This window comes from Francisella frigiditurris, from assembly GCF_001880225.1.
GTDB classification, from domain to species: domain Bacteria; phylum Pseudomonadota; class Gammaproteobacteria; order Francisellales; family Francisellaceae; genus Francisella; species Francisella frigiditurris.
The window spans coordinates 1,575,906-1,588,800 of the sequence record NZ_CP009654.1 but is presented as its reverse complement, the minus strand read 5'-3'; the positions used below and the strand labels follow the sequence as shown (position 1 = coordinate 1,588,800).

Here is a 12,895-nt window from a genome sequence, read left to right as displayed (position 1 = left end):
ATTGATAAATAATAGCTATTTTTGTTTTAGAAAGTTTATTATAGAAATTAAACTTATGTGAGCTGTTTCTGATTTTAAAATTCTATCACCTAAATTCATGGTTAGACTATTGTTTTGGCTGTTTATGAACTTAACTTCTTCATCAGTAAAACCGCCTTCAGGTCCTATAAAAATGTTAAAGTTATTGTTAGATGTGATATTTAATTCTATGCTATTTTCTTTATTTTTAGTGTATGGACATAAGACTATATTTAAAGCATCAGTAAAATTTATTCCAAATAAGTTTATAATGTCGTGTATTTTGGGTATAAATACTCTACCACATTGTTCAGAAGCATTAATAGCAATTTTCTGCCATCTATCAATTTTTTTATCAAAATGTTTATGGTCAAACTTATGATTGGTTCGATCAGTTACTATAGGAATTATATTATTAACTCCTAGCTCTGTAGCTTTTTGAACAACTAAATCAAAATTCTCATTTTTAATAATTGATTGATATAGATTTATATTGTAATTATTTTCTTTTTCAATCTTTATAGAGTCAATGATGTTGATTGTTAAGTGTTTATTTGAAATGTTATTTATTTTAGTAATATATTCTAAGCTATCTTTGTTATTAAAAAGGTTTATTAAATCGCCTTTTTTTAACCTTAGAACATTTTTAAAATAATTATAATATTCTCCTGATATCTCAGTTTCTATAAGAGATTTGTTAATTTCAGGAAAAAAACCACGAATTGTTCTCATTAGATATTTTTAATTAATCTAAATATTTTACTATTATATAATATATAAAAATTTAATAGAGTAGAGAAGAAGGTCGGAGATGTTTTCTATAAATAAAAGTTTTTTAACTAATTTAATTGCACTACTTTTAGCAGTGATTGGTGTATATATGGGCAATCAACAAATAAAATCTGTAGGTTTTTATGCGTTGTCTGGAGCTATCACAAATTGGATAGCAATATATATGTTATTCGAAAAAATTCCGTTTGTTTATGGTTCTGGAATAATTCCTAACAAATTTGAAAACTTTAAAAGAGCTATAAAAAATATGATAATGCATCAGTTTTTTTCTGAAAAAAATATAGAAAAGTTTCTAAGCACTTCAGATATGGAGCCTATACTAAAAGAGACCTTAGTTAAAAAGTTAGATTATAATAAAATTTTTGATAGCTTTATTGATGCAATAATGTCTAGTAGTTATGGCTCAATGATAGATATGTTTTTAGGTGGGAGAACAGGACTGGAGAGTTTAAGAGAAAAGTTTATAGAGAAAATAGATAAAATGATTAGTGATCTTTTGAAAAATGTACATTTTGATAATTTAAGTATTTCTAGTATGGCTAAGGAGAAAATAGAAAGTATTGTAAATTCTAGATTGGATGAGTTAACTCCTAAAATGGTAAAAGATATTATTCAACAAATAATTAGAGAGCATTTAGCTTGGTTAGTTGTCTGGGGAGGTATCTTTGGAGGAGTTATTGGATTTATTGCTAGTTATTTTTAAAGAAGATAATAAAGAAGGAGGGGCTTTTTTGTTCTTTTCAATTTTTAAATGTTCTATTAACCATGGTCTTAATTGAGCAAATATGTCATTAATAGCTATATTGGTTAAATCAACGTATTGATCAGCAGTTATATTATCACCAATGTCACTTTTCTCAAACTTTATTGTTTTAATTAGAGTTTTTTTAGTTTTTTCATTAGTTAAATAGAAAGTTATATAGAAATAAAACTTATGTGTATCTAAGTTTAGAATAGGTCCATACGGGGTCGTACCAGATAAAGTAAAGTCTTGACGTATATTTATATCTTGAAATGCAAGTCGAGTAACTGCATTTGTATTTAAGATGTATTCAAATAAGGCTACAGTAAGCATTTTACTTATTGGAACAGCCCATGCACTATTTTCAAATTGATGTATTTGATTGTCTTTTATGTAAAACATATCAGTAGATTTTACAGCTTGAGCTTGAATGCTATAAACTAACAAAGTTGTATTAACATCAGCTTCACCAATGTTTGGAAGCCCACTATCTCCTCTATGTTGATGTAACACATAAGCTTTCTCAGTAGGTACGGTAATTGGCCCATCAAATATTGAAAAAGCAAAAGCTTTAAAAGGAATTGTTAATATAGCTATACTTAGTAATATATATTTTTTCATAATAATGTTCTCTTTTTAATGTTTAACGCCTCTAACAATTATTGATGGATCATATTCTAGTAGTTGAAGAACACCATTTAATCTAACGATTGTTTCTTGCATATCTACCATAGTCTCATTCATGTCCATAAGTGTTTTATTAAAGTAGATAGATGAGTTACTTAGGTTATAAAGGAGTATGTTTGTACTATCTATTAAATTATTAAATGCTCCCATATTATCTTCAGACATCATACTATTAAACTTAGATGCCATTTCATTTAAAGAGTTTGATATGCCATTTACATTTTGCATAATACTATCAAATTGAGAAGGCATAGTCGCTATTTCAGGCACGCTATTTGGCATAACTTGAATAGGTTCTAAGGCTTTTTCATGTTTGTCTATTTTTAAAGATAACTCTACTTGAGACTGACCAGTTATTCCAACAGCTTGAAGTGTTGCAACAGTCTGTTGATAGATTGTAATATCATTATTTATTTGCATAAAAACACTTACAAGTTTTGGATTTTTAGGATTTATTTCAATTTTGCTAACTTTACCAACTTTAAAGCCTTTATAAGATACTACTGATCCATCATTTAAACCTGCTATAGATTTAAAGTTTGCGACATAGGTTGTTGTTGGTTGTTGTTTAAAGCCGCCTGATAAAGAGAAGCCTATAAATATCATTACAAAAAGCATGAATAATACAAAAAAACCAGCAAAGAGATTTTTAAAGCTATTTTCATTCATTAGTATTTATCTCCTTTATTGATGTTGCTCATGCGAATGAAAGAATTTTTGAATGCTTTCATACTGAGTTTGTTTAGCAACATATTCAACTGTATCATGAATCATAATTTTTTTCTCATCCATATATATAATATCGTCAACAATGTTCCATATAGTATTTAGATCATGAGTAATCATTACTACTGACATTCCTAGCTCTTCTTTTAAGTATAGTATTAAATTATCCATTGATTTTGCAGAGTAGGGGTCTAAGCCTGCATTAGGCTCATCTAAAAAAATAATTTTAGGATCTAGAGCTATTGTTCTAGCTAGAGCAACTCTTTTAAGCATGCCTCCACTAACTTCTGATGGATACTTGTTAAAAGCGCTTTCATGTAGGCCAACCATTTTTAATTTGACTCTAGAAATTTCTTCTAAAATATCTGTAGGGAGTTTTGTATGTTGTCTTAGAGGAAACATAACATTTTGTAGGTTTGTTATTGAGCTAAATAGAGCACAATGCTGAAACATCATTCCCATAGATCCAGATATTGCACGTCTTTTTATAGGATTATCAGCAAGTTGTGATATTTCTTGACCTTGTAGGTATATTTTACCTTCTTGGATTGGTTGAAGCATTAATATCTCTCTCATAAGAGTAGTTTTACCACATCCGCTAGCACCAATGATACAGCTGATTCTTTTTTCAGGAATATTTAAGTCAAGGTCTTTATGTATCCATTGTCTACCAAATTTTGTTCCTAATCCGCGAACTTCAATAATATTGTTATTTGCCATGTTCAAAGATCCTTATGCTATACCATTTAGTGCTACAGCAAATATAGCATCGACTACAATTATTAAGAAAATTGAATAAACTACACTTGCTGTTGTTGCTGCACCTACGCTCTGGGAGTCACGTTTAACAGTAATTCCTCTCAAGCACCCTATGCCAGCAATAACTAAAGCAAAAAAAGGTGTTTTTACTAGCCCAATCCAAAAGTTTCCGGCACTTACATTAGAGAAGAGTCTTTCTATAAACTCTAAAGGAGTTATTCCTGCACATGCATATGTAATTGCTATTCCACCAATAATATTTGCAATCATTGCTATTACTGTAAGTACGGGCAAGCTTATCATTAGGGCTGTTATTCTTGGTAAAATTAGCCTTTGCATAGGGTCTTCACCGATTGTTTGCAAAGCATCAATTTCTTCATTTACTTTCATTATTCCTATTTCTGAAGTAAATGCTGAGCCACTTCTGCCAGCAACTATTATGGCTGTAAAAAGTGGAGCAAACTCTCTAAAAGAAGAAATTCCTAACATATCAACAACGAATATTTGAGTCCCGTATTGCATCATTAGGTTCATGGGTAAATATGTTAAAACTAAACCAATTATTAATGACAATAATACAATAATGCTAAGAGCTTTAATTGTAGCATCGTAGGTGACATCAAGAACAATAGAAAAAAAGGCCTTTTGAGGGCGTTTAAGAAAATGTATGTACCCTATGAAAATTGCACCAAGGAAAGATATGAGTTTTTTAAACTCTGAGAAGAAATTATTTGTATTTTTACCAAGCATATATATTTGGTTAAATATAGGTGCCATATTATTTTCTTCATTACCCGTAAGTTCAGAAGTTGGAGTGTAATATTTTGAAGTTAGAGAAATGACATTATTTATTTTCTCTTCTCCGTTAATTAAGTTTTTAGTACTTAGGGAAAGAGAACTTAATGCTTTTAAAATTAAGCATGCACCAGTAGTGTCGACTCTAGATACATCCTTAATATCGATATATTTTATTTTTTTTTTAAGAGAGTTTTTTAGTTTAGAATAGTCTGATGATTCTACTGTCCACTCTCCACTAAAATAAGCAGTACCTTCTTTTATGATTATCTTCATATTTTTTTAGAATAAGTAACCTTTAATCAGTATACATAAAACAGAAGCTTAATTCTACTTTATGAATAGAAGGGAAAGTTAGTGAGTGTTTCCACAAGTTGGAGTATCATATTGGCGTAAGTTATTATAATCTATAACACTTAAAAGTCTTTGCTTATATTCATCGCCACTTAATTCAGAATAATTACTTAATGTGTTAAGTAAATCATCAACCTGATTAGATTTTCCATTTGTCTTTGCTCTAACTTGTCTAAAGTCTTCAAATGCACCACCAGTATTTAATCTATAATAGTAACCCAATATACTATCACCAGGTGTTCTAAATATTTCCATATATACATCAGCTTTTTCTGCTTTTGCTCCACAGCCATCTTCAAAGCAATGAAGACCAAAGTAATTATTATACTCTGTTGCAAATCTAGATGTTCCCCAGCCACTTTCTAATATTGCTTGAGCTAAGACAAAACTTTGAGGTGCTGTATCTATTCTAATAAGTAGTTTTTGTATTACTTGCTCTGATGATAAGTTTTGATAGTCAACTTTATAATATTCAGCAAAAGTATTTAATCTTTTCTCTTGCTTATTGTTTATTTTTTTATTTTTATCTAAAGATTTTTGTATATCTTTTACTTCTTTTCGTTCAGCACATATCTCATTATTAGCACTATTTATACCAATTAGTGCAAGTTTGATAAAAGTTTCTTTTTTTTCTTTAACTGGCATAGCTGCAAAGTCCGGTTTTTCATGAGTATATTCAGGAGCTTGTGTTGATAGGTGATAAATATTGGAATCGCCATAAGTGTTAAAAGATATTAATAGAGCTCCAGCTGTTAGAGTAAAAGGAATTAAAAAGTTTTTTATATTTTTCATTATCTAATTAATTTTGTCTTAATATATTTATTAATTTTAGCATATCTAAAGGAGGATGTTGTGTGAAATTCATGATTTCTTTTGATTTTGGATGGATGAATGATAGTTTAAAAGCATGAAGAGCCTGTCTATTTAAGTTAGATAAAGCGTTATTGGTATGATTATCAAGTTTCGGATATCGTTTAGATTTATTATTGTAGGTTTGGTCTCCAACTAGAGGATATCCTATACTTTTCATGTGGACTCTTATTTGATGTGTTCGCCCAGTTTCAAGTTTACATTCAACTAATGTGTGGTAGGTAAATAATTCGATAGGTGTATAGTTTGTGATAGCTTCTTTGCCATTTTCAGTAATAGCCATTTTTGTTCGATTGGAAGAGCTTCTACCTATTGGTTTGTCTATAGTACCAGATGATTCTAATAACCCTTCAACTATAGCTAAGTACTTTCTATTTACAGTTCTATTTGATAATTGTTCAATAAGTGAATTGTAAGCAAGAATGCTTTTAGCAGCAACCATTAGACCGGTAGTATCTTTGTCTAAGCGATGAACTATACCTGCTCTTGGAATATTTTCAGATTCTTTATTATGATGTAATAAAGCATTTGATATGGTGCCTGTTGAGTTGCCTGCGCCTGGATGAACTACAATTCCAGCATGTTTGTTAATAATAATGATGTCTTCATCTTCATAAACAATATCAAGCTTAATATTTTCAGCTATCCATTCATTTTGTGGTGTTAATTCAACATTTATGTCTAGAGTTTCATAGCCTAAAACAATATATTTATTTTTTTGGATAGTGCCATTTATTTTGATATTTCCATCTTTGATCCATTTTTGTATTTGAGAGCGAGAAAAATCTGGTAAAAGGTCTGTTATAACACTATCTATTCTTTTTCCAGCATAAGAGTTATTAAGTATAATATTTTGATGAATTTTTTTTAATGGTGTATTATCTGTCATTGTTAAGTTATAGATTTTGCTTTCTTAAACTGTTAAAAAGAAATTATAGTATAAAGCTTATGATAAAGGGTAATGCTACTGTGAAAAAGAGTTTTTTTTATATTTTATGTGTTCTTTTGTTGATATCTTGTGGAGCTAAAAAAGATCAAGAATTACCTCAGGTATATACTGGGTATACTGCTGATTTCATTTATGCCAAAGCGCATGAGCAGATGCAAAATGAAGAATATTTTGATGCTATTAGATCTTATAAATCTTTAGCTGCACAGTATCCATTTACAAAACAAGCTGAGCAAGGAATGGTTGATTTGGTTTATGTTTACTATCAAAATGATGAGGCAACGATGTCACTAGCCTTGGCTGAGCAATTTATCAAGATGTATCCATATAGTAAAAATAAAGGTTACATTTACTATATGATTGGTGTCGTTGGATTTGAAAACGGTAGAGGGCTGCTTCAAACATATGCTCCTTATGATATGACCTATCATGATGTTTCAGGCTATGCGGATGCGTATAATAATTTTGAAAAGGCTTTAGCTTTAGATCCTAATGGAAGTTTTGTTCCAGATGCAAAACGAAGAATGATATATATCAATGATGCTATGGCTAAGTACTATATGAATATTGCTCATTTTTACTATAAAAGAGGAGCATTTAATGCTGCTATAAATAGATCTTCTGAGGTTATTAAAAAATATCCTCAGAGCTCTTCAATAGAAGATGCTTTAATACTTACTATTAAATCATATAAGAAATTGGGTCTACAAAAACAAGTAGATATGAATATGGAAGTGCTTAAAGCAAACTATCCGAATAGTAAATATCTTAAAGATATCGCAGAGGGCGGTGATGGAGAGGATTTCTGGGAGAAATGGTTTGGCTGGATTTAGCTATTATTGATTTTAGTGAATATTTCTTTGCTTACTTCTTTAACATCTTGATCACCATTGATTCTTAGGTATTTTGGACTCTTTATTTCAGAGTGATTAAAGTTTTTGTAAAAATCTATTAATTTAGATGTTTGTTTATGATATACCTCAAGCCTTTCTTTAACAGTTTTTTCATTATCGTCTGAGCGTATAACTAGATCTTCTCCTGTTAAGTCATCTTTTCCTTCAATTTTTGGAGGGCTAAATTTTATGTGGTATGCTCTACCTGAGGTTGGATGAATTCTTCTTCCAGTTATTCTTTCAATAAGTAGGCTATCTGGAACTTCAACTTCTATTATAAAATCAATAGCAACTTTTAAGTTATTTAACTCTTCTGCTTGCTTAATAGTTCTTGGAACTCCATCAAGTAAAAAACCATTTTTACAATCGGGCTTTTCTATTCTCTCTTTAACTATCTTTATAATAAATTCATCAGATACTAACTGTCCCTTTTCAAGTATTTCTTTTAGTGCATTGCCTAATTTTGATCCTGATTTTATTGTTTCTCTAATCATATCTCCTGTAGATATGTGAGGTATATTATATTTTTCTTCTATTATTTTTGCTTGAGTTCCTTTTCCAGCGCCAGGAGCACCTAATAATATTACTTTCATCTTAAATCCTTTTTTGGTGATTATAGTTTACTTAATTTTTATTTAATTATAGAATAAACAGACTTGTATATCTATTAACTTTAAGTATTCTATATAGCTTTGCTGCAGTTTTTGTGCAAACTTATTTAATTGTTTGGGAGTGGTTAAAACAATGATATCTTTGTGGCTTGAGAAATTGAGAAAAAAAGCAAAAAAAACTGTGCTTGGCATTGAATATGATTTGGCTTCAGCATCTTCGGTTAAATTGAAGAAGCATGAGAATAATGAGTATGAGTTAATAGCGTTTGAAACTAATGATTTTCCGGAAGAAGCTTACGTTGAAGGAAATGTATCAACAGAGTATTTAGCTACTTATATAACCGACCTTATTAAATTTAATAAGCTTAAAAATACAAAGTTAGGCTTTTTGGTTTATAAAGATAATATGGTTAATTATGAGGATATAGTTTGTGATAAAAAAGCCTTAGAAATTATTTCAGAAACTAGTGTCTCAGATTATATACAGGAGCACTTTCTTAAAAAGAAATATCCAGAAACATATAATAAGATATCTTTTACTTATTTTGATCATATTATTTCTGAAAGTAAGATTGAAGTATATTATATACCTGAAATATCATATATGGAAAAAATTAACGCTATATCTAAAGCTGCTAAAAAAACTTTAGCAGTATGTGATATTGATACATTTGCAATTTCTCGTTTTGTTCAAGAACTTTATTTTGAAGAAATTTCTAAAAATAAAAAAGAGAGTATATTGCTTGATTTATATGGCGATAAAATATGTTTATATTGCTTTTCTTCTAAAGGAGAGCTTATTGACTATGAATTAGTACAAATTTTTGATTTGAAAATAAATGATACTAGTTATGTGGATGAGGTTGTTCAATTATTGCTTAGATTTGTAGATTTTCTGGCTTTAGATGTTGATGGTGAATCTTTTGAAAGTACATTTAATAATCAAGATAAAAAAGTTTATATTTTCGGTTTAAAAAAAGGACTTAACTCCATCTTTGAGTCTATAAAATCTTTGGTTGAGTTAGATTGCCAGCTTCTAGATCCTTTTCTTTTTGTTAAGAAAAGTTCGCAAGATGAAATTAAAGATTCGTATAGATATGTTATGGCAACAGCTATTGCTATGAGGGAAGAATTGTAATTATGGTATCTATTAACTTTATTAGAGGAAGATGGCAAAAACAGCTAGTTTTATACTGGATTATAGATGTCGCTTTTATAGCTTTAATATCTTTTATTATAATGTATGTTGTTTCTATTATTACATATTGGCCGACTAGCTTGAAGTTGGAAACTAAAGATTATGCGCAATCAAAAGTAATGGAGTTATCTAAAGAAATAGCTGGATACTCTGAAATGAAAAAGCGTCGAGATTTACTTCTAGATACCACAGATGATTTTGCCCGTATACAGAAAAGTCAGTATTATATGCTTCTAGGTATTGAAAATATATCACAAGCAATTCCAGATGGAATATATCTTGAAAATCTTAAATATATTGAAAAAACAAAATCAGTTGTTTTGACTGGTCAAGTTCTTAATTTAAAACTATTGTCAGACTTTATTAAAAATTTAGAAACAAACTTTGGTCTTAAGAAGGCTGAATTAACTAATTTGGGACCAGAAAAACAAGGTCAAAGAAGTTTTATTATATCTCTGAATTTTGAGAAAGCTAATATGGTAGGAAATTAACATTATGATAGAAAAATTAAACTCTTTACTATCGCATAAATATGTTAAAAAAGTTCTTTATATGAGATTGAAAGCTAGGTTATTAGTTACTTTAATCTTGTTTGTGATGTTTTTGTTTATCTTTTATATGATGTTCGTTTCGCCTGTTATTACTGAAGGTGAAAAAGCAGATTTAGAGACAGGTGCTTTAAAGGCTAGAATTGTTTCTTTGATAAGAAAGGAAAAAGATCTTAAAGAGCTAGAAAAAGAGGTTAAAATCTTAGAAGAGCATAATGAGAAAGAAAGAATAACTATTCCAGAAAAACTTTCTGTTCCAGAGTTTCTTTCAATCCTTAGTGATAATATAAAAAAGTCAGGCGTTAATATTACAGAGTTATCTCCAATAGGTGTAGAAAAAGATAAAGAGCTAGATTTATATGCACTTAATTTTAGAGCTACTGTTATCGGGACTTTTGATAATATGATAAAGCTCTTCGTTGCTTTATTAGATATGGATCAAATTGTAGTTATTACTAATATGACCATAGCTAAAGGAAATGGTAATGTCTTGACAATGAATTTTGACTTAAGAACTTATAGTAGGACAGGAGTATGATTTTTGCTGTAATTTCTAGTATCAAATTAAAAAATATATTAAGATTCTCTTTGTTTATTATTTTAATGAATATTGCTGTATCAATATATGCTAGTACAAATAGTCAGTTTACAGATATAGATAATATGATAATAAGTAATAAAAAAACTCTAAAAAGTACAGAAAAGCTAATTATGCCTGATTATGGTGTTGATATTGTAACTTTCGAAAGGTTATCTAAAATAAGAAATATTTTTGATTTGGCTCATGATCTACCTTTTCAAAAGAAAGAGATTAATAGCGTACAAGCTATAGAAAAGAAAGAAGAAATTATTCCTGAAGAGCTGCAGCAATTAATGCAAAAAAAGAAAACTTTTCTAGAGAATTTCCCAATTAACTCATTCCGATTTAAGGGGAGTGTTTATCAGGGAGATAAAGATTGGGGCGTTATAGAATCAAGTAAAGATACTAAACTTTACTATTTAAAAGAAAATGATCCAATAGGTGAAAGTTATGGAATAGTTAAATCTATTGGTAATGATGGTATTGTTATACAAGAGTGGAAAAAAGATAGTTTAAACAATACATGGAAGAAAACTGACTTTGTTTTACGTTAAAGGAAAAAAATGTTTTTTAAGAAAAAATTTTTTATTATAAGTGTTTTATTTATATTTATTTTTAACTTAGAGTTTAATGCTTTTGCTGCTGATACGATCTCTTCTAATATAGATAGTGGTCAAAGTATGGATGCTGTACAAAATACTGAAAAAGAAAGTAGTATTGTAGGAAGAGAAGCAAATGTAAACACTACAAGTAAAAGAGATACTAAATATCATATTAAGAATATTGAATTCCATCGTAGTTTAAATGGCGGAGCAGTACTAGGATTAGTATTTGATACTGAAGTGGGTAGTTATTCAAACTTTAAAACAGAGCTGTCAAAAGATGGCTATACTATGAAAATAACCTTAAAAGATACTAGTATTTCAGATAGTTGGATTAGTGACATGAATACAACCGTCTTTAATACAATAGTAGATTCAATAAAAATATCTCATCCTAACAATAAGAGTGAAACAGTATTTGAAATACATTCTTTAGATAGAATAGCATTTTCAGACAATAGAAAAGCAAATGTGTTGGAATTTAAATTTGATAGACAAAAGAGTAGGGTTGAAGGCTTTAATATTTATGAACCAATAACAGTTTCGTTTAAAGATACTCCTATAGAGACAGTATTGCAGGTTTTAGCTGAGTTTGCAGGTTTGAATTTGGTTGTTAGTAGTAGTGTTAGAGGAAATATATCTATAGACCTTAAAAATGTTCCCTGGAATGAGGTTATGAATATTATTCTTGTGAGTAAAGGTTTAGCTACAAAAAAAATGAATAGTATTCTATATGTGGCACCAGCCCCAGAAATAGCTGCTCAGGAGCAACTAGAGGTTCAAACTAAAAGATCTTTAGAGAATAATGCAGTTTTGATAACTGAGTTTATACCATTAAACTATACAACAGCTACTTCTGCACAAACTGTTATTACTTCTATGGCTAATCAAAATGGAGGAATAATGTCTTCTAGAGGAAGTATAACTTCTGATGTTAGAACTAATACTTTAATTGTCACTGATACCGAAGCAAATATTCCTAAAATAAAAGAAGTAATTAAAGAAATAGATGTCCCGAATGATCAAGTACTTGTTGAGGCTAGAATAGTTGAGGTTAGTAGAACCGCATCATTAGACTTAGCTTTTAATTATGAAATAAGAGGTCCTGGAGATTCATTTAACTTTCAGATAAATACTTTTACCCCACCAACTGATCCTGCAACAGGAGATATGGTTTATGGTAAATTTGGGGGTACAGTTGGAAATGGTGTTTATATTGGTATGGAAATAAAAGCTCAAGAAACAGAAGGAAATGCAAATCTAGTTTCATCTCCACACCTAATTGTTTCAAATAATGAGACGGCTTTTATTAAACAAGGTACAGATGTTCCATATAATCAAAGTACTGCTTCAGGAGCCGCATCAGTTGCCTTTCAAGAAGCTGTTTTAGAGTTACAGGTGACTCCACAGATAGCCCCTGATGGATATATGATAATGGAGCTTTTAGTTACTAAAAACTCTGTGTTGCCGGGAAAAGAGGGTCAGCCACCACCAATTGAAAAAAGGGAGATTACTACAAAAATTATGGCTCAAGATGGTCAAACAATAGTTATAGGTGGTATATATGATAAAGAGGAGAGAGAAACTCAACTTAAGGTGCCTTTATTAGGAGATATTCCATATTTAGGGTATTTGTTTAGTAACACTCATATTGAAAATTTGGATAAAGAGCTATTAATATTTATAACTCCTAAAATCATACAAAGAGAAGTTGTTTAGATAAAATTTTATTGAAAAAACAGAGATTTTTAGGTATTTTATATAGTCTACG

At 29.5% G+C, this 12,895-nt stretch carries 15 protein-coding genes; 7 read left to right on the top strand and 8 right to left on the bottom strand.

Annotation, left to right across the window (positions count from 1 at the left end):
- Positions 1-15: 15 nt before the first annotated feature.
- Entirely contained in the window at positions 16-750 is a 735-nt protein-coding gene (locus KX01_RS07925; protein WP_071664475.1) for a 16S rRNA (uracil(1498)-N(3))-methyltransferase, read from the bottom strand.
- 79 nt (positions 751-829) lie between these two features.
- Between KX01_RS07925 and KX01_RS07920 the strand changes: the two genes are divergently transcribed.
- Complete coding sequence (locus KX01_RS07920; RefSeq protein WP_083578921.1) at positions 830-1,513, top strand: DUF445 family protein; 684 nt, start codon at positions 830-832, stop codon at positions 1,511-1,513.
- Here the strand turns inward: KX01_RS07920 and KX01_RS07915 are convergent.
- The 6 genes from KX01_RS07915 to rluD form a co-directional block, all read right to left on the bottom strand.
- On the bottom strand, positions 1,454-2,173 hold the full coding sequence (locus KX01_RS07915; protein ID WP_071664474.1) for a hypothetical protein: 720 nt from the start codon (positions 2,171-2,173) through the stop codon (positions 1,454-1,456). The two genes, KX01_RS07920 and KX01_RS07915, sit on opposite strands and share 60 nt — an antisense overlap.
- A 15-nt stretch (positions 2,174-2,188) precedes the next feature.
- Positions 2,189-2,908 carry an MlaD family protein gene (locus tag KX01_RS07910; RefSeq protein ID WP_071664473.1) on the bottom strand — a complete coding sequence of 240 codons (720 nt, stop codon included), beginning with the start codon at positions 2,906-2,908 and terminating at the stop codon, positions 2,189-2,191.
- A gap of 15 nt (positions 2,909-2,923) precedes the next feature.
- A complete protein-coding gene (locus tag KX01_RS07905; protein ID WP_071664472.1) occupies positions 2,924-3,685 on the bottom strand; it encodes an ABC transporter ATP-binding protein in 762 nt (253 codons plus the stop codon).
- Positions 3,686-3,697: 12 nt separating this feature from the next.
- Positions 3,698-4,795, bottom strand: coding sequence for an MlaE family ABC transporter permease (locus KX01_RS07900; RefSeq protein ID WP_071664471.1), 1,098 nt, complete (start codon positions 4,793-4,795; stop codon positions 3,698-3,700).
- Positions 4,796-4,873: 78 nt separating this feature from the next.
- Entirely contained in the window at positions 4,874-5,665 is a 792-nt protein-coding gene (locus tag KX01_RS07895) for a glucosaminidase domain-containing protein (RefSeq protein WP_071664470.1), read from the bottom strand.
- Positions 5,666-5,672: 7 nt separating this feature from the next.
- Complete coding sequence (gene rluD / locus KX01_RS07890; protein WP_071664469.1) at positions 5,673-6,632, bottom strand: 23S rRNA pseudouridine(1911/1915/1917) synthase RluD; 960 nt, start codon at positions 6,630-6,632, stop codon at positions 5,673-5,675.
- A 59-nt stretch (positions 6,633-6,691) separates the two neighbouring features.
- On the opposite strand from rluD, the gene KX01_RS07885 reads away from it, so the two are divergent.
- The gene (locus tag KX01_RS07885) at positions 6,692-7,525 is read left to right on the top strand and encodes an outer membrane protein assembly factor BamD (RefSeq protein WP_071664468.1); all 834 of its coding nucleotides are present in this window, start codon (positions 6,692-6,694) and stop codon (positions 7,523-7,525) included.
- Here the strand turns inward: KX01_RS07885 and adk are convergent.
- On the bottom strand, positions 7,522-8,178 hold the full coding sequence (gene adk, locus KX01_RS07880) for an adenylate kinase (RefSeq protein WP_071664467.1): 657 nt from the start codon (positions 8,176-8,178) through the stop codon (positions 7,522-7,524). The genes KX01_RS07885 and adk overlap by 4 nt on opposite strands.
- A gap of 151 nt (positions 8,179-8,329) precedes the next feature.
- Here adk and KX01_RS07875 point away from each other — a divergent pair, with 151 nt between their 5' ends.
- From KX01_RS07875 to KX01_RS07855, 5 genes are read left to right on the top strand one after another with little or no spacing between them, the layout of a single operon-like run.
- Positions 8,330-9,334 (top strand): type IV pilus biogenesis protein PilM, encoded by a 1,005-nt coding sequence (locus KX01_RS07875; RefSeq protein WP_071664466.1) that lies wholly within the window; start codon positions 8,330-8,332, stop codon positions 9,332-9,334.
- A 2-nt stretch (positions 9,335-9,336) separates the two neighbouring features.
- Positions 9,337-9,885, top strand: coding sequence for a PilN domain-containing protein (locus KX01_RS07870; RefSeq protein ID WP_071664465.1), 549 nt, complete (start codon positions 9,337-9,339; stop codon positions 9,883-9,885).
- A gap of 4 nt (positions 9,886-9,889) precedes the next feature.
- Positions 9,890-10,480 carry a type IV pilus inner membrane component PilO gene (locus KX01_RS07865; protein ID WP_071664464.1) on the top strand — a complete coding sequence of 197 codons (591 nt, stop codon included), beginning with the start codon at positions 9,890-9,892 and terminating at the stop codon, positions 10,478-10,480.
- Positions 10,477-11,076 (top strand): pilus assembly protein PilP, encoded by a 600-nt coding sequence (locus KX01_RS07860; protein WP_083578920.1) that lies wholly within the window; start codon positions 10,477-10,479, stop codon positions 11,074-11,076. Before KX01_RS07865 ends, KX01_RS07860 begins: the two co-directional genes overlap by 4 nt.
- Positions 11,077-11,085: 9 nt before the next feature.
- On the top strand, positions 11,086-12,843 hold the full coding sequence (locus KX01_RS07855) for a type IV pilus secretin PilQ (protein ID WP_071664463.1): 1,758 nt from the start codon (positions 11,086-11,088) through the stop codon (positions 12,841-12,843).
- Positions 12,844-12,895: the final 52 nt, after the last annotated feature.

What these genes read in the sequence shown, in the direction of transcription:
- KX01_RS07925 (WP_071664475.1), bottom strand. Translation starts at nt 750, where the DNA reads ATGAGAACAATTCGTGGTTTTTTTCCTGAAATTAACAAATCTCTTATA.
- KX01_RS07920 (WP_083578921.1), top strand. Translation starts at nt 830, where the DNA reads ATGTTTTCTATAAATAAAAGTTTTTTAACTAATTTAATTGCACTACTT.
- KX01_RS07915 (WP_071664474.1), bottom strand. Translation starts at nt 2,173, where the DNA reads ATGAAAAAATATATATTACTAAGTATAGCTATATTAACAATTCCTTTT.
- KX01_RS07910 (WP_071664473.1), bottom strand. Translation starts at nt 2,908, where the DNA reads ATGAATGAAAATAGCTTTAAAAATCTCTTTGCTGGTTTTTTTGTATTA.
- KX01_RS07905 (WP_071664472.1), bottom strand. Translation starts at nt 3,685, where the DNA reads ATGGCAAATAACAATATTATTGAAGTTCGCGGATTAGGAACAAAATTT.
- KX01_RS07900 (WP_071664471.1), bottom strand. Translation starts at nt 4,795, where the DNA reads ATGAAGATAATCATAAAAGAAGGTACTGCTTATTTTAGTGGAGAGTGG.
- KX01_RS07895 (WP_071664470.1), bottom strand. Translation starts at nt 5,665, where the DNA reads ATGAAAAATATAAAAAACTTTTTAATTCCTTTTACTCTAACAGCTGGA.
- rluD (WP_071664469.1), bottom strand. Translation starts at nt 6,632, where the DNA reads ATGACAGATAATACACCATTAAAAAAAATTCATCAAAATATTATACTT.
- KX01_RS07885 (WP_071664468.1), top strand. Translation starts at nt 6,692, where the DNA reads ATGATAAAGGGTAATGCTACTGTGAAAAAGAGTTTTTTTTATATTTTA.
- adk (WP_071664467.1), bottom strand. Translation starts at nt 8,178, where the DNA reads ATGAAAGTAATATTATTAGGTGCTCCTGGCGCTGGAAAAGGAACTCAA.
- KX01_RS07875 (WP_071664466.1), top strand. Translation starts at nt 8,330, where the DNA reads ATGATATCTTTGTGGCTTGAGAAATTGAGAAAAAAAGCAAAAAAAACT.
- KX01_RS07870 (WP_071664465.1), top strand. Translation starts at nt 9,337, where the DNA reads ATGGTATCTATTAACTTTATTAGAGGAAGATGGCAAAAACAGCTAGTT.
- KX01_RS07865 (WP_071664464.1), top strand. Translation starts at nt 9,890, where the DNA reads ATGATAGAAAAATTAAACTCTTTACTATCGCATAAATATGTTAAAAAA.
- KX01_RS07860 (WP_083578920.1), top strand. Translation starts at nt 10,477, where the DNA reads ATGATTTTTGCTGTAATTTCTAGTATCAAATTAAAAAATATATTAAGA.
- KX01_RS07855 (WP_071664463.1), top strand. Translation starts at nt 11,086, where the DNA reads ATGTTTTTTAAGAAAAAATTTTTTATTATAAGTGTTTTATTTATATTT.